This window comes from Pseudomonas sp. HY2-MNA-CIBAN-0224, assembly GCF_040310285.1.
Classification (GTDB): Bacteria; Pseudomonadota; Gammaproteobacteria; order Pseudomonadales; family Pseudomonadaceae; genus Aquipseudomonas; species Aquipseudomonas helleri.
The window spans coordinates 33548-52008 of the sequence record NZ_JBEOPQ010000039.1 but is presented as its reverse complement, the minus strand read 5'-3'; the positions used below and the strand labels follow the sequence as shown (position 1 = coordinate 52008).

At 60.2% G+C, this 18461-nt stretch carries 16 protein-coding genes; 5 read left to right on the top strand and 11 right to left on the bottom strand.

Annotated elements, in window-relative coordinates; all coding sequences use genetic code 11:
• On the top strand, positions 1 to 282 hold a 282-nt coding region (locus AAEZ03_RS17310; protein WP_350580241.1), incomplete at its 5' end, for an integrase core domain-containing protein.
• Positions 283 to 431: 149 nt separating this feature from the next.
• On the opposite strand, the gene AAEZ03_RS17305 is transcribed toward AAEZ03_RS17310, so the two are convergent.
• A complete protein-coding gene (locus AAEZ03_RS17305; protein ID WP_350580238.1) occupies positions 432 to 1070 on the bottom strand; it encodes a TetR/AcrR family transcriptional regulator in 639 nt (212 codons plus the stop codon).
• A 90-nt stretch (positions 1071 to 1160) separates the two neighbouring features.
• On the opposite strand from AAEZ03_RS17305, the gene AAEZ03_RS17300 reads away from it, so the two are divergent.
• Positions 1161 to 2261, top strand: coding sequence for an efflux RND transporter periplasmic adaptor subunit (locus AAEZ03_RS17300; protein ID WP_048368125.1), 1101 nt, complete (start codon positions 1161 to 1163; stop codon positions 2259 to 2261).
• Positions 2262 to 2266: 5 nt separating this feature from the next.
• Positions 2267 to 5332, top strand: coding sequence for an efflux RND transporter permease subunit (locus AAEZ03_RS17295; protein ID WP_350580234.1), 3066 nt, complete (start codon positions 2267 to 2269; stop codon positions 5330 to 5332).
• Between the two features lie 125 nt (positions 5333 to 5457).
• Here AAEZ03_RS17295 and AAEZ03_RS17290 read toward each other — a convergent pair whose 3' ends face one another.
• On the bottom strand, positions 5458 to 5856 hold the full coding sequence (locus tag AAEZ03_RS17290) for a YbaY family lipoprotein (protein WP_350580232.1): 399 nt from the start codon (positions 5854 to 5856) through the stop codon (positions 5458 to 5460).
• Between the two features lie 83 nt (positions 5857 to 5939).
• Positions 5940 to 8447: a glycerol-3-phosphate 1-O-acyltransferase PlsB gene (gene plsB, locus AAEZ03_RS17285; protein ID WP_350580229.1), complete on the bottom strand. Its 2508-nt coding sequence runs from the start codon at positions 8445 to 8447 to the stop codon at positions 5940 to 5942.
• 241 nt (positions 8448 to 8688) lie between these two features.
• Here plsB and AAEZ03_RS17280 point away from each other — a divergent pair, with 241 nt between their 5' ends.
• Positions 8689 to 8898, top strand: a complete 210-nt coding sequence (locus AAEZ03_RS17280; protein ID WP_048368120.1) for a cold-shock protein — start codon at positions 8689 to 8691, stop codon at positions 8896 to 8898.
• A gap of 121 nt (positions 8899 to 9019) precedes the next feature.
• Here AAEZ03_RS17280 and AAEZ03_RS17275 read toward each other — a convergent pair whose 3' ends face one another.
• The 4 genes from AAEZ03_RS17275 to AAEZ03_RS17260 form a co-directional block, all read right to left on the bottom strand.
• Positions 9020 to 9394 carry a hypothetical protein gene (locus AAEZ03_RS17275; RefSeq protein WP_350580226.1) on the bottom strand — a complete coding sequence of 125 codons (375 nt, stop codon included), beginning with the start codon at positions 9392 to 9394 and terminating at the stop codon, positions 9020 to 9022.
• 80 nt (positions 9395 to 9474) lie between these two features.
• Positions 9475 to 10284, bottom strand: coding sequence for a putative RNA methyltransferase (locus AAEZ03_RS17270; protein WP_153326174.1), 810 nt, complete (start codon positions 10282 to 10284; stop codon positions 9475 to 9477).
• A complete protein-coding gene (gene dapE / locus AAEZ03_RS17265; protein WP_048385577.1) occupies positions 10284 to 11435 on the bottom strand; it encodes a succinyl-diaminopimelate desuccinylase in 1152 nt (383 codons plus the stop codon). The genes AAEZ03_RS17270 and dapE overlap by 1 nt, the downstream gene beginning before the upstream one ends.
• A gap of 106 nt (positions 11436 to 11541) precedes the next feature.
• Complete coding sequence (locus AAEZ03_RS17260; protein ID WP_350580223.1) at positions 11542 to 14133, bottom strand: glycosyltransferase; 2592 nt, start codon at positions 14131 to 14133, stop codon at positions 11542 to 11544.
• A gap of 276 nt (positions 14134 to 14409) precedes the next feature.
• On the opposite strand from AAEZ03_RS17260, the gene tcdA reads away from it, so the two are divergent.
• Complete coding sequence (gene tcdA / locus AAEZ03_RS17255) at positions 14410 to 15222, top strand: tRNA cyclic N6-threonylcarbamoyladenosine(37) synthase TcdA (RefSeq protein WP_153335864.1); 813 nt, start codon at positions 14410 to 14412, stop codon at positions 15220 to 15222.
• 80 nt (positions 15223 to 15302) lie between these two features.
• Here tcdA and AAEZ03_RS17250 read toward each other — a convergent pair whose 3' ends face one another.
• The 4 genes from AAEZ03_RS17250 to AAEZ03_RS17235 form a co-directional block, all read right to left on the bottom strand.
• Entirely contained in the window at positions 15303 to 15707 is a 405-nt protein-coding gene (locus tag AAEZ03_RS17250; RefSeq protein WP_048368113.1) for a SufE family protein, read from the bottom strand.
• Complete coding sequence (locus AAEZ03_RS17245; RefSeq protein WP_350580220.1) at positions 15704 to 16909, bottom strand: aminotransferase class V-fold PLP-dependent enzyme; 1206 nt, start codon at positions 16907 to 16909, stop codon at positions 15704 to 15706. The genes AAEZ03_RS17250 and AAEZ03_RS17245 overlap by 4 nt, the downstream gene beginning before the upstream one ends.
• Positions 16910 to 16971: 62 nt before the next feature.
• A complete protein-coding gene (gene dapD, locus AAEZ03_RS17240) occupies positions 16972 to 18006 on the bottom strand; it encodes a 2,3,4,5-tetrahydropyridine-2,6-dicarboxylate N-succinyltransferase (protein ID WP_048368109.1) in 1035 nt (344 codons plus the stop codon).
• 48 nt (positions 18007 to 18054) lie between these two features.
• Entirely contained in the window at positions 18055 to 18417 is a 363-nt protein-coding gene (locus tag AAEZ03_RS17235) for an ArsC family reductase (RefSeq protein WP_048368107.1), read from the bottom strand.
• Positions 18418 to 18461: the final 44 nt, after the last annotated feature.

Sequence of the window (18461 nt, the reverse complement as noted above, 5' to 3'; positions counted from 1 at the left end):
AGAGCGCTGCTGGCTCGAAACGACATGCAGCAAAGCATGAGCCGTAAAGGTAATTGCTGGGATAACTCAGTGATGGAACGCTTCTTCCTGAGCTTGAAGATGGAGCGAGTATGGCGGCGCGATTATGCCAACCATGCCGAAGCGATACGCGACATCACTGAATACATCGTTGGGTTTTACAACAACGAGCGATTGCACTCAAAACTGGGTTATCTGCCACCGACCGATTACGAACGGGCGATGGCGTGGAAACAACCTATCGAGGTGTCCGGAATTAGTTGACCACTACACATTGTGTTCGCTATGTCCCCGGTCCATACACTCCCGGAGGGAGAGGGAACTGACCGCATGCAGGCGCAAGATCACCGATGATCAGCTCCCTCTCCCTCCGGGAGAGGGTTGGGGTGAGGGCAGTCCAGTCAACGCGGTGTTCAGTCCGCCCGATAAGCCCGCATAAACACTTCGACCACTTCCTGTATATGGGCCTCGGTTTCTTCGTCGCTCAGCACGCCGCCGTAGCCATACAGCAGGCGAAAGTTGGGTGAGCCCTTGAGCATGCAGAAGAAGTGCTCCGCCGCGTAATGCGCGCGCTCAATGCACAGGGCACCGGTGTGGTGAATCTTGTTCAGCAGGCGCTCCATTTCCAGCACCACCCGCTCCGGCCCCGCCTCAAAAAAGATCTGCGACAGCTTCGGGTCCTGGGTGCCCAGGGTCACCATCAATCGATGCAGGTTGAGCGACTCTTCGCTGTTGATCAGCGCCACAAACCCCCGGCCAATGGCGAGTAAGACCGTTTCAATCGGCACGCCGTCGGGCAGTTCAAAAAACAAATCCGGCAACTGTTCAGAGCACTTGGCGAGGATCGCCGAGGAGAACAGCGTCTCTTTGTCGGTGAAATGGCTGTAGACCGTCAGTTTTGAGACCCCCGCCAGGGTCGCGACCGCATCCATGCTGGTGTTGGCATAGCCATGGGTCAGAAACAGGGATTTCGCCGCATCAAGGATGGCCTGGCGTTTTGCCATGTCCTTGGGGCGTCCGAGTGCAGTGGGGGGTAAATGATCGTCAGACATATCCGTTTATTACTGGACTGGTGAGTTTAGTATTAATAACATGCCGTCCAGTATAAATATTCCAAGCCTCATTAGCGAAAGGTCATCCCCATGTTGCGCCATGCCTTGCCCCGCGCTTTGCCTGTCTGTCTGGTGTTTTTGCTGTCTGCGTGTGGGCAGGAGCAGCCCGTCAAAGTCACTGTCAGCCCGGCGCTGGTGGTTCAGCCGCAGCCTTCGGCGTTGGCGATGCAAAGTTATCCGGGTGAGGTACGGGCACGGTTTGACCCGCAACTGGCGTTCCGCATCGGCGGCAAAGTGACCAAGCGCCTGGTGGATGAAGGTGAGCGGGTCAAGGCGAATCAGCCGCTGGCAGAACTCGACCCGCAAGACGTACGGCTGCAACTGGATGCTACCCGCGCCCAAGTTACGGCGGGGCAGGCCAATTTGAATCTGGTGCGCGCCGAGCGTGATCGCTACAAAACCTTGCTCGACCGCCAGATGGTCAGCCGTTCGCAGTTCGACAATGCCGAAAACCTCTACCGCGCCGGTGAAGCCAAGCTCCAGCAGCTCAAGGCCGAGCAGGACGTGGCCAGCAATCAGGCCAGTTATGCCGTGTTGCGCGCGCCACAAGACGGCGTGATCGCCCAGCGTCAGGTAGAAGTGGGGCAAGTGGTGGCCGCCGGTCAAACCGTGTTTACCCTGGCCGCCGATGGCGAGCGTGAGGTGCTGATCAGTTTGCCGGAGCAAGCCTTTGGTCGCTTCAAGATCGGCCTGCCGGTTGAGGTTGAACTGTGGTCGCAGCCGGGCCAGCGCTTCAGTGGGCGGATTCGTGAGCTGTCGCCGTCTGCCGATCCAAAATCGCGCACCTTCGCTGCCCGAATCGCATTCACCGAAGGCAAAGTCCCTGCCGAGCTGGGCCAAAGTGCCCGGGTCTTTATCCCGAGTGAAGGGGTGAGCCCCCTGTCGGTGCCGCTCTCGGCCCTGACCGCAGAAAACGGCGCGACCTACGTGTGGCGTGTCGGCCAGGGCAATAAGCTGGAGCAGGTGCCTGTGCGGGTCGGGCCGTTTGGCGAGAACAGCGTGCCGGTGCTCGAAGGGCTCAAGGCCAATGACTGGATTGTCTCGGCTGGCGTGCACGTGCTGCATCAGGGGCAGGAGGTACGACCTATTGATCGTTCCAACCGAACGATCAATGTCGCGGTGAAGGAGTAATCCCGATGGGTTTCAACCTTTCCGCCTGGGCGCTGCGCAACCGCCAGATCGTGCTGTTTTTGATGCTGTTGCTGGCTGTGGTTGGTGCGCTTTCCTACACCAAGTTAGGACAAAGCGAAGACCCGCCGTTCACCTTCAAGGCCATGGTCATTCGTACGTTGTGGCCGGGTGCGACCGCCGAGGAAGTGTCGCGTCAGGTCACCGAGCGCATCGAAAAGAAGCTGATGGAGACCGGCGAATACGAGCGCATTGTTTCGTTTTCCCGGCCTAGCGAGTCGCAAGTGACCTTTATGGCCCGCGACTCGATGGACTCTTCGCACATCCCGGACCTGTGGTATCAGGTGCGCAAAAAAATCAGCGACATTCGCCATACCTTGCCGCCTGACGTGCAGGGGCCGTTTTTCAATGATGAATTCGGCACCACCTTCGGCAATATTTACAGCCTGAGTGGCGAAGGTTACGACTACGCGGTGCTCAAAGACTACGCCGACCGCATCCAGATTCAGCTGCAACGGGTCAAGGATGTGGGCAAGGTGGAGTTGCTCGGCCTGCAAGATGAAAAGATCTGGATCGAACTGTCCAACCTGAAACTGGCGACCTTGGGCTTGCCGTTAGCGGCGGTGCAACAAGCCCTTCAAGAACAGAACGCGGTATCGACCGCAGGTTTTTTTGAGACCCCGACCGAGCGCGTGCAATTGCGCGTCAGCGGTAACTTCAAAACCGTTGAAGAGATCGAGCGTTTCCCGATTCGCGTGGGTGAGCGCACGTTGCGCATCAGCGACGTGGCCGATGTGCGCCGTGGGTTCAATGATCCACCGGCACCGCGCATGCGTTTTATGGGGCAGGACGCTATCGGCCTGGCCGTGGCGATGAAGGACGGCGGCGACATTCTGGTGCTGGGCAAAGCCCTGGAAGTCGAATTTGAGCGCCTGCAACGCAACCTTCCGGCCGGCATGAAACTGGCCAAGGTGTCGGATCAGCCCGCTGCGGTAAAAACCAGCGTCGGCGAGTTTGTCCAGGTGCTGGTGGAGGCCTTGGCGATTGTGTTGCTGGTGAGTTTCTTCTCGCTGGGCGTGCGCACCGGCATGGTGGTGGCCCTGACCATCCCGCTGGTGCTGGCGATGACATTCGCCACCATGCATTACTTCGGCATCGGCCTGCACAAGATCTCGCTGGGCGCGTTGGTGCTGGCGCTGGGCCTGCTGGTAGATGACGCGATCATTGCCGTTGAAATGATGGCGATCAAGATGGAGCAGGGCTACGACCGGCTCAAGGCGGCGAGCTTTGCCTGGACCAGCACCGCGTTCCCCATGCTCACCGGCACGCTGATCACGGCGGCGGGCTTTTTGCCGATTGCCATGGCGCAGTCGAGCACCGGTGAGTACACCCGCTCGATTTTCCAGGTGGTGACCATCGCGCTGCTTGCGTCGTGGATCGCTGCTGTGGTGTTCGTGCCGTATCTGGGCGCGTTGCTGTTGCCGGATCTGGCCAAGCTGCATGCCGCCAAACACGGCACCGGCGCGGGTGCCCCGGACCCGTACGGCACACCGTTTTATCAGCGCATTCGACGTTTGGTGGAGTGGTGCGTACGCCGCCGCAAAACCGTGATCGCGCTGACCGTGCTGCTGTTTTTGGGCTCGGTGGTGCTGTTCAAGTTTGTCCCGCAGCAGTTCTTCCCGGCCTCCAGCCGCTTTGAACTGATGGTCGACCTGAAGCTGGCCGAAGGGGCTTCGCTGAGCAACACCACGGAGCAGGTCAAACGCCTGGAAAACCTGCTCAAGGATCACCCCGGCATCGAGAACTACGTGGCCTACGCGGGCACCGGTTCGCCGCGCTTTTACTTGCCGCTGGACCAGCAATTGCCGGCTGCCAGCTTTGCCCAGTTTGTGGTGCTGGCCAAGACCATTGAAGACCGCGAAAGCCTGCGCACCTGGTTGATCGATACCCTGAACGAGCAGTTCCCCACAGTGCGGGCGCGGGTCACCCGTCTGGAAAACGGCCCGCCTGTGGGGTACCCGGTGCAGTTCCGGGTGACCGGCGAACACATCGAAGAAGTCCGGGCGCTGGCGCGTAAAGCGGCGGCCAAGGTGCGCGAAAATCCGCACGTGGTGAACGTGCACCTGGACTGGGAAGAACCGAGCAAGGTGGTGTACCTCAATGTTGATCAGGACCGGGCGCGGGCGTTGGGCGTAAGCACCGCCAACCTGTCGCGGTTTCTGCAAAGCACCTTGCTGGGCTCGACCGTCAGCCAGTACCGCGAAGACAACGAGTTGATCGAGATCTTGCTGCGCGGCACCCCTCAGGAGCGGACCGAGTTGTCGTTGCTGCCGAGTTTGTCGGTGCCCACCGACAACGGCCAGAGCGTTGCCCTGTCGCAAATCGCAACGCTGGAATATGGGTTCGAAGAAGGCATCATCTGGCACCGCAACCGCTTGCCAACAGTCACCGTGCGCGCTGACATCTACGGCAAGGAGCAACCGGCCACCTTGGTACAGCAGATTTTGCCAACCCTGGAAGGGGTTCGCGCTGAACTGCCGGATGGCTATTTGCTTGAAGTGGGCGGCACCGTGGAAGACTCCACCCGCGGCCAGGATTCGGTGAAAGCCGGCGTGCCGCTGTTTATCGTGGTGGTGCTGACGTTGCTGATGGTGCAACTGCGCAGCTTCTCGCGCATGGCGATGGTGTTTTTGACCGCGCCGCTGGGGTTGATCGGTGTGACCCTGTTTTTGCTGGTGTTCAACAAGCCATTTGGCTTTGTGGCGATGCTCGGCACCATCGCGTTGTCGGGGATGATCATGCGTAACTCGGTGATCCTTGTGGACCAGATCGAGCAGGACAAGGCGGCGGGGCTGGCCCCGTGGCAGGCGATTATTGAAGCGACAGTGCGGCGGTTCCGGCCGATTGTGCTGACCGCCCTGGCGGCGGTGCTGGCGATGATTCCGCTGTCACGCAGCGTGTTCTTCGGCCCGATGGCGGTGGCGATCATGGGCGGCCTGATCGTGGCCACGGCTTTGACGCTGCTGTTCTTGCCAGCGCTGTATGCCGCGTGGTTCAGGGTGAAAAAGCCCTGAGAGAAGGCTAAATAACCTGTGGGAGCGGGCTTGCTCGCGATGCTGACGGTGCGGTGGTTCTGCATGCCCGCGTTGCTGCCATCGCGAGCAAGCCCGCTCCCACAGGGGAATAAGCAGTTAGTTGCTTAACGCACCTGATCGACGCGCAAGCGAATCGGTTGCAGAGTTTTGGCGTTCAGGTCAACGCTGTTGTGTTCGGTACTGATAAACAGCAATTTGCCGTCTTCTTCAATCCGCGCGCTCACCGCATAAGTGTGCCCTGGCTTGACGTCTGCCGGGTTGTAGGTGAGGTGGAAGGGCAGTGGCACCTGGCCTTTGATGGTGCCGCTTTGCTTGGCCAGGGTCACGGCCGGGGCGTCGGCCAGCGACACGTCTTGCAGGCTCACTTCAAGGGTGGCAGTGGGAGGCAGGGCGATGCGTTGCAGGTAAAACACTTCGCCGTCGAGGGTGGCTTGCGGGGTGGAGTTCATCGAGCTGCAGGCTCCGAGCAAGGCCGTGAGGCTGAGTAAAAGGATTTTTTTCATGGCAGTTTCCAAAGGGCTAAAAGAATAAAGTCGCCGATGCAGGTACCCGGCCAGTCACGGTGTGAGTGGCCGGGTGTTCTTGGTTAAGGCGTTTTTTCGAGCGACGGTTGGGGTTGGTCTTGTGCATCTTCACTGCGATGCAGTGCCACCTGGCGGATCGACAGGCGAATCTCAGGCGGCAGCACGCGTTTAGCCGCGCCTTCGGCCAGTTCACCCAGCACTTCACGATAGCTCAGCTTGCCGTTGGCATCGCGGCGCAGCACGTCTTGCTCCAGCAATGTCTCGATAAAGTGACGGAACAGGCTCTTGTCGAAAAACTCGGGGGCGTTGAGCCCGTGCAGGATCGACAGGCGCTGGGCCATCATCGTGCACAGGTCTTCCAGTTCTTCACTGCTCAAGGTGTTCTGGCCGCTGTTAAGCAGCAGCGAGATGGCCATGTAGAAGCGCTGCAGGGTTTGCGCAATGCTTTTGGACAGCAGCGTCAGCAGCACAAAGTGCCGTGAGCTGGGGGCCGGGCGCAGGTAAATGTCGTTTTCGAAACGCAGCAAACCTTGCTCGACAAAGGCTTCCAGCCATTGATCAATCACACCGTCGAGCTCGTCCAGTGACCAGCGGATAAACAGCTCCGATTGCAGGTACGGGTACAGCGCGCGGGTGTAGCGCAGGATTTGCTCGCGGGTCATGCGTGACGAGCTTTGGAAGAAGCTGGCCAGCAAGGCGGGCAGGGCAAAGATGTGCAGCACGTTGTTGCGGTAGTACGTCATCAATACCGCGTTCTGCTCATCCAGATAGAGGATTTTGCCCAGCGCGTCACTTTGCTCAGACAGCAGGTCCATGGCTTTGACGTGTTCGATCAAGGCCTGGCCATCGCCCTCGGGCAGGGTAGTGTGCGGTGAGTAAGGCACACGCCGCAGTAACGCGAGGTACAGGTCCAGCACCCGGGCCATCGCCCGGTCGTCGAGCGCCAGTTTGCTGGTCGACAACAAGGCCAGCGCCACCAGGTTGACGGGGTTGATCGCCGCGGCTTCGTTGAGGTGCCGGGCGACTTTCTCGCCCAGGCGGTTGGTGGTGGCATTCAACCAGTCAGGCCGGTACAGCGGTGCCAGCTCTTGCTTGCGCCAGTCGGGTTGTTCCTGATCGAGAAACTCCGCCAGTTTGATCGGCTCGCCAAAGTTGACCGCCACCTGGCCAAACTTCTGTTTCAGAGCTCCGATGACTTTGAAGATGTCGAAAATCGATTCTTTTTTCTTGCTCGCGCCGCGCAGTTCGCCCAGGTACGTGCGGCCTTCGAGCACGCGCTCGTAGCCGATGTACACCGGGACAAAGACGATGGGGGTGCGTGAAGAACGCAAGAAGCTGCGCAGGGTGATGGCCAGCATCCCGGTTTTGGGTTGCAGCATACGCCCGGTGCGCGAGCGCCCGCCTTCCACGAAGTACTCCACCGGGAAGCCTTTGGTGAACAGGGTGTGCATGTACTCATTAAACACCGAGGTGTACAGCGGGTTGCCCTTGAACGTGCGGCGCATGAAAAACGCCCCGCCGCGCCGTAGCAGCGGGCCGATCACCGGCATGTTGAGGTTGATCCCGGCAGCAATGTGCGGCGGGGTCAGGCCGTTGCGAAACAGCAAGTAGGACAGCAGCAGGTAGTCAATGTGGCTGCGGTGGCACGGCACGTAGATGATCTCGTGGCCTTGTGCGACGTCTTGCACGCCCTTGATGTCGTTGACTTTGACGCCGTCGTAAATCTTGTTCCAGAACCAGCTCAGGATCACTTCAAAAAAGCGGATGGCGGTGTAGGTGTAGTCCGAGGCTATTTCATTGGCGTAGCGCAGGGCCTGGGCCTTGGCTTTTTCCGGGGAAATATTCTCGCGCTGGGCCTCATCGAGGATGGCCTGACGAACCGCGGGCTCATTGACCAGGCCTTTGACCAACGTGCGCCGGTGCGAGAGGTCGGGGCCGATGGTGGAGATTTTAAGGTTACGAAAATGCACACGCAAAATGCGTTGGGCCATGCGCACCGTACGCTCGTGACCCTTGTTGAGGTCGATCAGCTCGCGCAAATGGATCGGCGCAGAGAACTGCACACGGGTTTTTCGACCCAGAATCAGAATGCGTAACAGGCGGCGTAGACGCCCGGTAACCGCCCAGCTGTCGGCAAACAGCAGCTTCCATGGGCTGGACTCGCTGTCGGGTGATTGGCCCCAGAACACGCTGACCGGAATGATTTGTGCATCCTCAGTCGGGTTGTGGGTCAAGCCATCGACCAGACGGGTCAACGTGGGCGGCGCGCCGCGTTTGTCCTGACGGCCAAGCCAATCGGGTTCGGGGGTCAGGTAAAAGAACGCAGCGGGTTCGGTCATGGCCCCGACGGCAACGGGCAGCACCGGGCGTGGCAGACCCACTTTGGTGCACTCGGCATCGACCACCGCCAGTTCGGTGATCGACGGCGATTGCAGGACGTAGAACACCGGTCGGCTGCGGTCCAGGCTCAGCGCCAGGGAGGACTGGTTAATAGTCTCCGAACGTACCCACAGGTACAGCAAGCGACGCAGGGCGCCAAAGACGAGACGGTGGAATGGGGAGCGGGTCATACGGCTTCTGCGTTAGTGGATTAAAACGAGTGTTTACTCGGGTTGGTAGTGTGCCGTATCTCTGGAAAATCGGCAAAAAAGCAGCGAACTAATATTGATTGAGTGTTCTTCGCGCTGACATATACTCGACCCTCTTTCGCCTTATGGCGTAAGACAAGGTCTTGGAAAGTTAAGTTCGAGTAAAAGTTCTTGGCGGGCCAACCAATGCGCCCATTCAAAAAATAAAAAGGGGGAAGGATCTATGAGCACACGTTTGACTGGCAATGTGAAATGGTTCAACGACGCCAAAGGCTACGGTTTTATCCAGAGTGAAAGCGAGGGTGATGTATTTGTGCATTACCGCGCGATTCGCGGTGAAGGCCATCGCTCCTTGACCGAAGGCCAGCAGGTTGAATACACCCGCGTGTCCGGTAACAAAGGGTTTCAGGCAGAAGACGTGGTAGGGCTGTAACCCCACAAAACGTGTAGCCGCTGCCGCAGGCTGCGATAAGGGCCGAAGGACCTTCGCTCTCAGAAGCGGGGTCGCTGCGCAACCCATCGCAGCCTGCGGCAGCGGCTACAGGCTGTATTGATCAGGACGTGCGCCAGGTGATTTCTTCTTCGCCGTCTGCGCTGATGCGGATCCAGCGGTCAGCGACTTCTTCGCCTTCTTCTTCAACCCAGGTGCCCGGCGCGCAACGGACTTCTTCGTTCAATGCCTTGAAGGCGTCACGGGCGCAGGCGATGTCGTCGTCCCATGGCGTTTGGTCGCTTTCGAGGTACAGGCTGTTCCATTTGCCCACGGCCTTTGGCATCCAGGTCACTGGAACCTTGCCGGCGGTGCATTTCCATACTTGGCCTTTTTGCTTCCACTCCGAGCACTCGCCCAGCACCGTGGACAGCCAGTCGGCGACTTCTTTGTAGGTGACCGCTTCCTTCAGGTAAATCTCAATATCGGGCTGGCGCATGGATGGTCCTCACTGCGTGTCTGAAAAATCCATTCGCGGATTCGTCGGGCCTGCCGCTGGGGTGGCAGGCCGTAAAAGGGTTATTGAAGCACGAAATAATCGTAACGCATGGACACCGTCACCTTTAAAGGCTCCGGGTCTTCGATGACCTGTGCCCGGCGTTCGGCACTGGCGCGCCAGCCGTGCGGGGTCATGGCCAACAAGTTGGCGCGGTCCTGGGGCTCGCTCAGGCTTAAGGTGAACTCCAGTGTTTCACTGTGTTGCAACTGCATGCCGTCCGGCACCAGGGCCAAATGCTTGTCATCGCTGTAATCGCGCACCTCGTCGTAGAGCCGCTCACGCAGCTCCATCAGGTGGCCACGGGTCGGGCCAACGCGCATCAAACCGCCGCCGGGGCTGAGCAAGCGCTTGGCTTCTAGCCAGTCGAGCGGGCTGAACACACTGGCAAGGAACTGGCAGCTGGCATCAGCCATGGGCACCCGCGCCATGCTGGCGACCAGCCAGCTCAGGTTCGGGTTGCGCTTGCAGGCGCGCTTGACCGCTTCACGGGATATGTCCAGGGCGTAACCGTCGGCATTCGGCAAGGCGTCGGCGATTTGCGCGGTGTAGTAGCCCTCGCCACAGCCGATGTCGAGCCAGCGCTGCGGGGCGCGCTCGGCGGCCAGTTCGGCCAGGCGCTTGGCAACCGGCGCATAGTGGCCTGCGTTGAGGAAATCGCGGCGGGCTTCAACCATGGCCTGGTTGTCACCAGGGTCGCGGCTGTTTTTGTGCTGCACCGGCAACAGGTTCAAGTAACCCTGGCGGGCACGGTCAAAGCGATGGCCTGAGGGGCAGGCTACGCCATTGTCGAGCGCCGCCAGCGGCGCTGCGCAAATAGGGCAAGCGAGCATCAGGCGAGCAACTTGATCAGGGTGTGGTAGTAGATCTCGGTCAGCACGTCGAGATCGCTGGCCAGTACCCGCTCGTTGACCTGGTGGATGGTCGCGTTGACCGGGCCCAGTTCAACCACTTGCGTGCCCAGGGTGGCGATAAAACGCCCGTCCGAGGTGCCGCCGCTGGTGGAGGCTTTGGTTTCGCGGCCAGTAACCTGTTTGATGCTCGACGACACGGCGTCCAGCAGGGCGCCCGGCTCGGTCAGGAACGGCAGACCGGACAGCGCCCACTCGATGTGCCAGTCCAGGCCGTGCTTGTCGAGGATGTCAGCGACGCGCTGCTGCAAGCCTTCAACGGTGGACTCGGTAGAGAAACGGAAGTTGAACACCGCCACCAGATCGCCGGGGATCACGTTGGTCGCGCCGGTGCCCGAGTTGAGGTTGGAGATCTGGAAGCTGGTCGGCGGGAAGAACGCGTTGCCGTCGTCCCAGTGCTCGGCGGCCAGTTCAGCCAGCGCCGGTGCCGCCAGGTGGATCGGGTTCTTGGCCAAGTGCGGGTAGGCAACGTGACCTTGAACACCGCGCACGGTGAGCTTGGCGCCCAGCGAGCCGCGACGGCCGTTTTTCACCACGTCACCGACCAGGGTGGTGCTCGACGGCTCGCCAACGATGCACCAGTCCAGACGCTCATTACGTGCAGCAAAACGCTCGACCACCGCCTTGGTGCCGTGGTGGGCCGGGCCTTCTTCGTCGCTGGTGATCAGAAACGCAACCGAACCCTTGTGGTCCGGGTAGTCCGCAACAAAGCGCTCAGCAGCGACCAGCATGGCCGCGAGGCTGCCCTTCATGTCGGCGGCGCCGCGTCCGCAGAGCATGCCGTGTTCGTCGATCACTGCGTCAAACGGGTCGTTCTGCCAGGCGTGCACCGGGCCGGTCGGCACCACGTCGGTGTGGCCGGCGAAGCACAGCACCGGGCCTTCGTGTTTGCCGTGGGTGGCCCAGAAGTTATCAACGTCTTCGATGCGCATCGGTTCCAGCTTGAAGCCGGCATCGCCCAGGCGTTGCATCATCAGCTTCTGGCAGTCGGCGTCGATCGGCGTCACGGAAGGGCGACGGATCAGATCGCAGGCAAGTTGCAGGGTCGGCGAAAGGTCGGCATGGGCCGTCATGATAGGGACTCCGAAGCGGGACAAGTGCGGGCGGCACGGCACAAAAGGGCGGTTATCTTAAAGCAAAACGGCGGCCAGAGGCCGCCGTTTAGAGGTTGCGTGCAATTTATGCCGCGGGTTGCTCCTGCTCGGCCTCAACAGGCTTGGGCAGGGACGAGGTGAAGGCCATGATCAGCGCCGCCAGATACGGCAGCGATTGCACCATCAGCATCACCACCCAGAAGCGCATGTCGTTGCTCGGCAGGCCCTGGACCAGGAAGATGCCGAGCGCTGCACCCCACAGCAACAGCATGATGAAGACTTCTTCACGGGCTTCCGAAATGGCCACCCAAAAGCCGTGGTTGTCGGCGTTTTTAGGCGTGCGGAAGAACGGAATGCTGGTGGTGAAGAAGCCGTACAGCACCGCTTTGGCAATGGTGTGCGACAACGCCAGGCCTGCCAGGGCGGCGGCAAACGCGTCCTTGAGGTTGACCCCCACGGCGCGACGGTACAGGAAGATGATTTTGCCGACCTTGAACACAAACAGCGCCAACGGCGGGATGGCGAAAATCAGCAACGGCGGGTCAACCCGCGTCGGCACAATAATCATCGCCGCCGACCACAGCAGGGCGCCCACGGTGAAGAAAATATTCATGCCGTCAGCCACCCACGGCAACCAGCCCGCGAGGAAGTGGTAACGCTGGCCACGGGTCAACTCGGTGTTTTTGCCCAGCAGCAGGCTCGACGCGTGACGCTTGATGATCTGAATCGCCCCATAGGCCCAGCGGAAGCGCTGTTTCTTGAAGTCGATAAAGGTATCGGGCATCAGCCCCTTGCCGTAGCTGTTGTGGGAGTAGGCTGCGGAATAGCCTTTTTCGAACACGCGCAGGCCCAGCTCGGCGTCTTCACAGATGCACCAGTCAGCCCAGCCCAGCTCTTCGAGCACCGAGCGACGGGTCATGGTCATGGTGCCGTGCTGAATGATCGCGTCACGGTCGTTGCGGGTCACCATGCCAATGTGGAAGAAGCCTTTGTATTCCGAGTAGCAGAGCTTCTTGAAGGTGCTTTCGCTGTGGTCGCGGTAGTCTTGCGGCGACTGCACGATGGCGATTTTAGGGTCGGCAAAGTGCGGCACCATGTGCTTGAGCCAGTTGCGATCGACGCAGTAATCGGAGTCGATGACCGCGATCACTTCGGCGTCTGGCGCGGTGTGCGGGATCAAGTAGTTCAGCGCGCCGCCCTTGAAGCCGGCCAGCGGTGCCACATGGAAAAACTTGAAGCGCGGGCCCAGGGTGGCGCAGTAGTCACGCACCGGTTCCCACACCGCCGGGTCTTTGGTGTTGTTGTCGATCAGCAACACTTCGAAGTCCGGATAGTCGAGGTTAGCCAGCGCGTTAAGCGTCTGTTTGACCATCTCTGGCGGCTCGTTGTAACACGGCACATGAATCGAGACTTTCGGGCGGTAGGCATCGTCGCTTTCGACCGGTAAAAACTCACGGCGCCGCTTGCGAATCCAGACCGCTTCAGCCAGTTCATGGGCCTCGGTGAGCAGCACAATAAACACCCCGAGCGCGCCCAACACGAGCAGGAAGCCCACCGTCAGGCTAAACCAGGTGCTGTATTGCTGGCTGTAGTCGTAGCCGATCCATACCAGCGCCGAACCACACAGGAATGCGGTAAAGGTCAGGAAGGTACGGCCACGTTGACGCAAGGCCGAGCCGTCGATCAGCAGCAAGGCCAGCGACAGCAAGCCCATCACCACCGAGCCAATGGCCAGTACGCGCCACTGCGGGATAGCAACCACCGGGCCTTCAAAGTTGAATTTTTGCTGGCGGGCCGCGTTGAATACACCCCAGTACGCGCCTACCGAACCTTCATCGCTGGCCTTCCACGGCTGGTCGAAGGCTTCGATCACGAAGTAGTTGTAGCCGCGACGGTTCAGGTTGTTGACCAGCGTACGCAGGTAAATGGCCTGGTCAGCCGGTGACGCGTCGGCGCCACCGCGCATGCGGCCGTTGCTCGGCCAGCCGACCTCGGAGAGCAGTAGCGGTTTTTTCGGGAAGAGCTTTTTCAGGTCGCGGGCGCGGTCCAGAACAAACTGGCCAGCTTTGTCGACCGGGATAAATTCCCAGTACGGCAGGATGTGCGCGGCGATCAGGTCAACGTGCTTGGCCAGTTGCGGGTATTTCTCCCAAATGTGCCATTGCTCAGACGTTGTCACCGGGACTTTAACTGCGGCGCGCACCCGGTCCAGCAGCACGGCGAGGTCTTCGGGGGTGATCTCTTCGCGAAACAGCGCTTCGTTGCCGACCACAACCCGTACGACGCTGCGCGAGTTATTGGCCAGTTCGATGGCTTTTTGAATTTCGCGCTCGTTGCGCTCCAGATCAGGGCTGATCCAGATGCCGAGGGTCACCCGCAGACCGAACTCTTCCGCCAGCTTGGGAATGTCGCCCAAGGTGCCGTCGACCGAGTAGGTACGAATGTTGTCGGTCAGTTTGCTCATGATCTCCAGGTCGCGACGCATTTCATCGTCGGTCGGGTACTGGTCCTTTTGCGGGTACTGGCCTTGTTGAAACGGCGAGTACGAAAAACCGGAGATCTGATCAGGCCAGTTGGGGGCGGATACCGGGCGGTTAATCAGCGCCCAGAAGCCTGTGAAGAGGGCAGCGATGGCCAGCACGACCACCAGGTTGAGTCCAAATTTACGCGATGACATAACGTTTTCGGGTTCCAAAAGGAGTGGAACGAAGATCGATCGGCAGGTGCCAAACGGCGCGCATCCTACACTGCGCTCTGACCTACCGTACAGCGCACGGAATCAGGTCGCGCATTGGGCAGCTAGAGCACTCTTAAGTTCTTTCTTTGTTGCTTGTAGCTCTTGTCTTGTTAACTAGTGGGTCATTAAAGCAGTGTTGGTCGCATAGAGCTTGGTAAAGATACTCAACGGCCCGCATGCCCCCTATAATGCGCGCCGGTTTTTGGGGTGTTGGTGATGAGTACAGAAGATCCACGGTTTGCCGGCGTCGCCCGGTTATATGGGCTGCAAGGCTTGGAACGACTGCGTGCAGCGCACGTGGCAATTGTGGGCGTGGGCGGTGTCGGCTCGTGGGCGGCCGAGGCCATTGCCCGCTGCGGCGTCGGCGAAATCTCGTTGTTCGACCTCGATGACGTGTGCGTCAGCAACAGCAACCGCCAGTTGCACGCACTGAGTTCGACCATTGGTCGGGACAAAGTCGAAGTGATGGCTGAGCGTCTGCGCGAGATCAACCCGGCGTGCACCGTGCATGCGGTGGCGGATTTCGTGACCCGCGAAACCATGGCTGAGTACATCACCCCGAACATTGACTGCGTGATCGACTGCATCGACAGCGTCAATGCCAAGGCGGCGCTGATTGCCTGGTGCAAGCGGCGCAAGATCCAGATCATCACCACGGGCGGTGCGGGCGGGCAAATTGACCCGACCCTGATTCAGGTCTGCGATCTGAACCGTACCTTTAATGACCCGCTGGCCTCGAAAGTGCGCTCTACCTTGCGCCGCGATTACGGCTTTTCGCGCACCGTGACCCGTCACTACAGCGTGCCGTGCGTGTTTTCGACCGAACAACTGCGCTATCCCAAGCCTGACGGCAGCATTTGCCTGCAGAAGAGTTTTGTCGGCGATGGCGTGAAGCTCGATTGCGCCGGCGGTTTTGGCGCCGTGATGATGGTCACCGCGACCTTCGGCATGGTCGCGGCCACCAAGGCCGTGGACAAAATCGTGGCGGGCGTGCGCAGGCCCTCAGAGAAGGTCAAGGCCAAACCCTGAGTTGTAGGAGCGAGCTTGCCTCGCGATCTTTTTAAAAGATCAGAAGATCGCGAGGCAAGCTCGCTCCTACCGGGTCTGTGTTAAGCAGACAACTCACGCATCCGTTGCAACACCGCATTAAGCCCATTGCTGCGCGATGGCGACAACTGACGGCTCAGGCCAAGCTGGTTGAACCAGTCGGGCAGGTCCACGTGGTGCAGCGCCTCGCTGGACAAGCCATTGACCCGCGCCAGCAGCAACGCCACCAACCCGCGAATCAAGCGTGCATCGCTGCTGGCAGCAAATTGCCAGTGGCCGTCTTTTAATTCACCCACCAACCACACCTGGCTTTCACAGCCGTGCACGCGGTTGGCCTCGGTTTTGTCGGCCTCGGCCAATTCGGGCAAGCGTTGGCCCCATTGCATCAGCAGGCGGGCGCGTTGTTCCCAACTGGCGCAGTGTTCAAAGCTGTCGAGGGCGGCCTGAGCCTCAGCGGGCAAGGTCATTGCAGCAACTCCAGGGCCTGATCGAGGGCGTCGAAAAAGCGTTGCAGGTCATCTGAGTCGTTGTACAGCGCCAGCGATACGCGGATGGCGCCTGCCAAGCCAAGACTTTTCAGCAGGGGCATGGCGCAGTGATGCCCGGCCCGCACGGCAATGCCTTGCTCGGTCAACAAGTGGGCAAGGTCGGCGTTGTGCACGCCCTCGACCACAAAACTCACCAGCGCCAATTGCGGCGAGCCCAGCAGGCGAATGCCGGGGCGCTGTTGCAGGCCTTCAACCAGCAGCGCGTGCAACGCAGCTTCGTGGGCGTCGACGGCGTTCTGGTCGAGGCTGCTCAGGTAGCTCAGGGTCGCGCCCAGGCCAATCACGCTGGCAATCGGCGGTGTACCGGCTTCAAAGCCCAGCGGGGCAGGGCGGAAGGTGGCGTGCTGGTAGTCGGCGTCCTGGACCATCTCGCCGCCAAACTGCCAGTGCTTGAGGCTGGCCAGTGCGCCATGGCGGCCAAACAGCACGCCCAGCCCGTCCGGGCCGTACAGTTTGTGGCTGGAAAACACATAGAAGTCGCAGCCCAGCGCATTCACGTCCTGACGGCCATGGACCACGCCTTGGGCCCCATCGACCACGGTCAAGGCGTTCTGCGCTTTGGCCAGGGCCAGCAACTCAGGCAAGGGCTGCCTTACGCCGAGCACGTTGGACAACTGGCTGACAGCCAGCAGGCGGGTGCGCGGGGTAATCAGGCGGGCGGCGGCGTCAAGGTCGATCACGCCCTCGGCATCCAGCGGCAACACCACCAGGGTTAACTGTTGACGCTGGGCAAGCTGCTGCCAGGGCAGCAGGTTGGCGTGGTGCTCCAGGGCGCTGATGACAATCTCATCGCCCGGATTGAAAAGGTGTTCCAGCCCGTAAGCCAGAAGGTTCAGTGCCGAAGTGGCACCGTGGGTAAAGACTATTTGCCCGCAGTCAGCCGCGTTGAGCCATTGGGCGACTTTGCAGCGGGAGTTCTCAAATGCCTGGGTGGCATGCGCGCCCGGCAGATGCTGGGCCCGGTGCACATTGGCGGCGCCACTGGCGTAGTAGTGCGTCAGTGCGTCGAGCAGGGCTTGAGGTTTTTGCGTGGTGGCAGCGTTGTCCAGATAAGTCTGGTCCTGACGTTGCAGGGCGGCGATGGCCGGAAAGTCAGCGCGCCAGGGAGAAGGCAAAAGCATGGTGTTCAAGGCTCTGTTGACGAGGCGGCAAGCAGCCAGCCCCGTCAGTGGCAGACAAACGCTTAGTTGTGAGCGTGCAGCGCTTCGTTCAGCTCGATGGCCGACTTGTGGGTTTTGCATTCCACAGCGCCGGTTTCTGAGTTGCGACGGAACAACAGGTCTGGTTGACCGGCCAGCTCACGGGCTTTGACGACTTTAACCAGTTGGTTGTTTTCGTCCAGCAGCGCGACTTTGGTGCCCGCGGTCACGTACAGGCCCGACTCAACGGTGTTGCGGTCGCCCAATGGAATGCCGATACCGGCGTTGGCGCCGATCAGGCAGCCTTCGCCCACTTTGATCACGATGTTGCCACCGCCCGACAGGGTGCCCATGGTCGAGCAACCGCCGCCCAGGTCCGAACCCTTGCCGACGAAGACGCCCGCCGAAACACGGCCTTCGATCATGCCCGGGCCTTCGGTGCCTGCGTTGAAGTTGACGAAACCTTCGTGCATCACGGTGGTGCCTTCGCCGATGTAGGCGCCCAGGCGGATACGTGCGCTGTCAGCTATACGCACGCCAGCCGGTACCACGTAGTCGGTCATTTTCGGGAACTTGTCGACCGAGAACACTTCCAGCAATTCGCCACGCAGGCGGGCTTCGAGTTGACGCTCAGCCAGCTCGCCCAGGTCGATGGCGCCCTGGCTGGTCCAGGCCACGTTCGGCAGCAGCGGGAACACACCTGCCAGGCTCAGGCCGTGCGGCTTGACCAGACGGTGGGACAGCAGGTGCAGCTTCAGGTAAGCCTCCGGGGTGGAGGTCAGGGCAGCATCTTCGGCCAGCAGGGTGGCAACCAATGGCTTGTGGCTTTCGGCCAGGCGGGTCAGCAGTGCGGCCTGGGCAGCGTCAACCGGCTTGACGGCTTCAGCCAGTTGCGCGGCTTGAGCAGTGGTGAAGGTGATTGCCTGATTGCCACCGGTGTAGCCCAGGATCGGCGCGACCGCAGCGATCAGTTCGGCCGACGGGTTGATGAGCGGTTGTGCGTAGAACACTTCCAGCCAGGCGCCTTGACGGTTTTGAGTGCCGACACCGAAGGCCGCGCTGAATAGGGTAGTAGACATGCAATTACCTCGTACAAAAATAGAAGGGGCGGGCTTTGGCCAGTTGGCTTAGAGAAGGGCCGCCGCATAAAGATCAGGCTTGAAACCAATCAGGGTTTTATTACCGAGATCGAGCACCGGGCGCTTGATCATCGAGGGTTGGGCGAGCATCAGCTCAATGGCTTTCGCTTGGTCGAGATCGGCTTTCTGTTCGTCTTCGAGTTTGCGAAAGGTAGTGCCTGCGCGGTTGAGCACAACTTGCCAACCGTGCTCGTCGCACCATTGAGTCAGGTGTTCACGGTCGATACCGCTGCTTTTGTAATCATGGAAGTCATAACGCACGTCATGTTCATCTAGCCAGGTGCGAGCCTTTTTCATGGTGTCGCAGGCCTTGATGCCGAAAAGGTGCAACGTCTTGCTCGAATCGGTCACTGAATTGCCCCTCCTTTGGAGATGCGTGGAAATAAGCGGTGGCG

Excerpts from the sequence above, each read along its gene's own strand:
- dapD (WP_048368109.1), bottom strand. The coding sequence starts at position 18,006 with ATGTCTACTACCCTATTCAGCGCGGCCTTCGGTGTCGGCACTCAAAAC.
- AAEZ03_RS17270 (WP_153326174.1), bottom strand. The coding sequence starts at position 10,284 with ATGCTCGCTTGCCCTATTTGCGCAGCGCCGCTGGCGGCGCTCGACAAT.
- dapE (WP_048385577.1), bottom strand. The coding sequence starts at position 11,435 with ATGACGGCCCATGCCGACCTTTCGCCGACCCTGCAACTTGCCTGCGAT.
- AAEZ03_RS17290 (WP_350580232.1), bottom strand. The coding sequence starts at position 5,856 with ATGAAAAAAATCCTTTTACTCAGCCTCACGGCCTTGCTCGGAGCCTGC.
- AAEZ03_RS17275 (WP_350580226.1), bottom strand. The coding sequence starts at position 9,394 with ATGCGCCAGCCCGATATTGAGATTTACCTGAAGGAAGCGGTCACCTAC.
- AAEZ03_RS17245 (WP_350580220.1), bottom strand. The coding sequence starts at position 16,909 with ATGCTTTTGCCTTCTCCCTGGCGCGCTGACTTTCCGGCCATCGCCGCC.
- AAEZ03_RS17300 (WP_048368125.1), top strand. The coding sequence starts at position 1,161 with ATGTTGCGCCATGCCTTGCCCCGCGCTTTGCCTGTCTGTCTGGTGTTT.
- AAEZ03_RS17260 (WP_350580223.1), bottom strand. The coding sequence starts at position 14,133 with ATGTCATCGCGTAAATTTGGACTCAACCTGGTGGTCGTGCTGGCCATC.
- plsB (WP_350580229.1), bottom strand. The coding sequence starts at position 8,447 with ATGACCCGCTCCCCATTCCACCGTCTCGTCTTTGGCGCCCTGCGTCGC.
- AAEZ03_RS17305 (WP_350580238.1), bottom strand. The coding sequence starts at position 1,070 with ATGTCTGACGATCATTTACCCCCCACTGCACTCGGACGCCCCAAGGAC.
- AAEZ03_RS17250 (WP_048368113.1), bottom strand. The coding sequence starts at position 15,707 with ATGACCTTGCCCGCTGAGGCTCAGGCCGCCCTCGACAGCTTTGAACAC.
- AAEZ03_RS17280 (WP_048368120.1), top strand. The coding sequence starts at position 8,689 with ATGAGCACACGTTTGACTGGCAATGTGAAATGGTTCAACGACGCCAAA.
- tcdA (WP_153335864.1), top strand. The coding sequence starts at position 14,410 with ATGAGTACAGAAGATCCACGGTTTGCCGGCGTCGCCCGGTTATATGGG.
- AAEZ03_RS17295 (WP_350580234.1), top strand. The coding sequence starts at position 2,267 with ATGGGTTTCAACCTTTCCGCCTGGGCGCTGCGCAACCGCCAGATCGTG.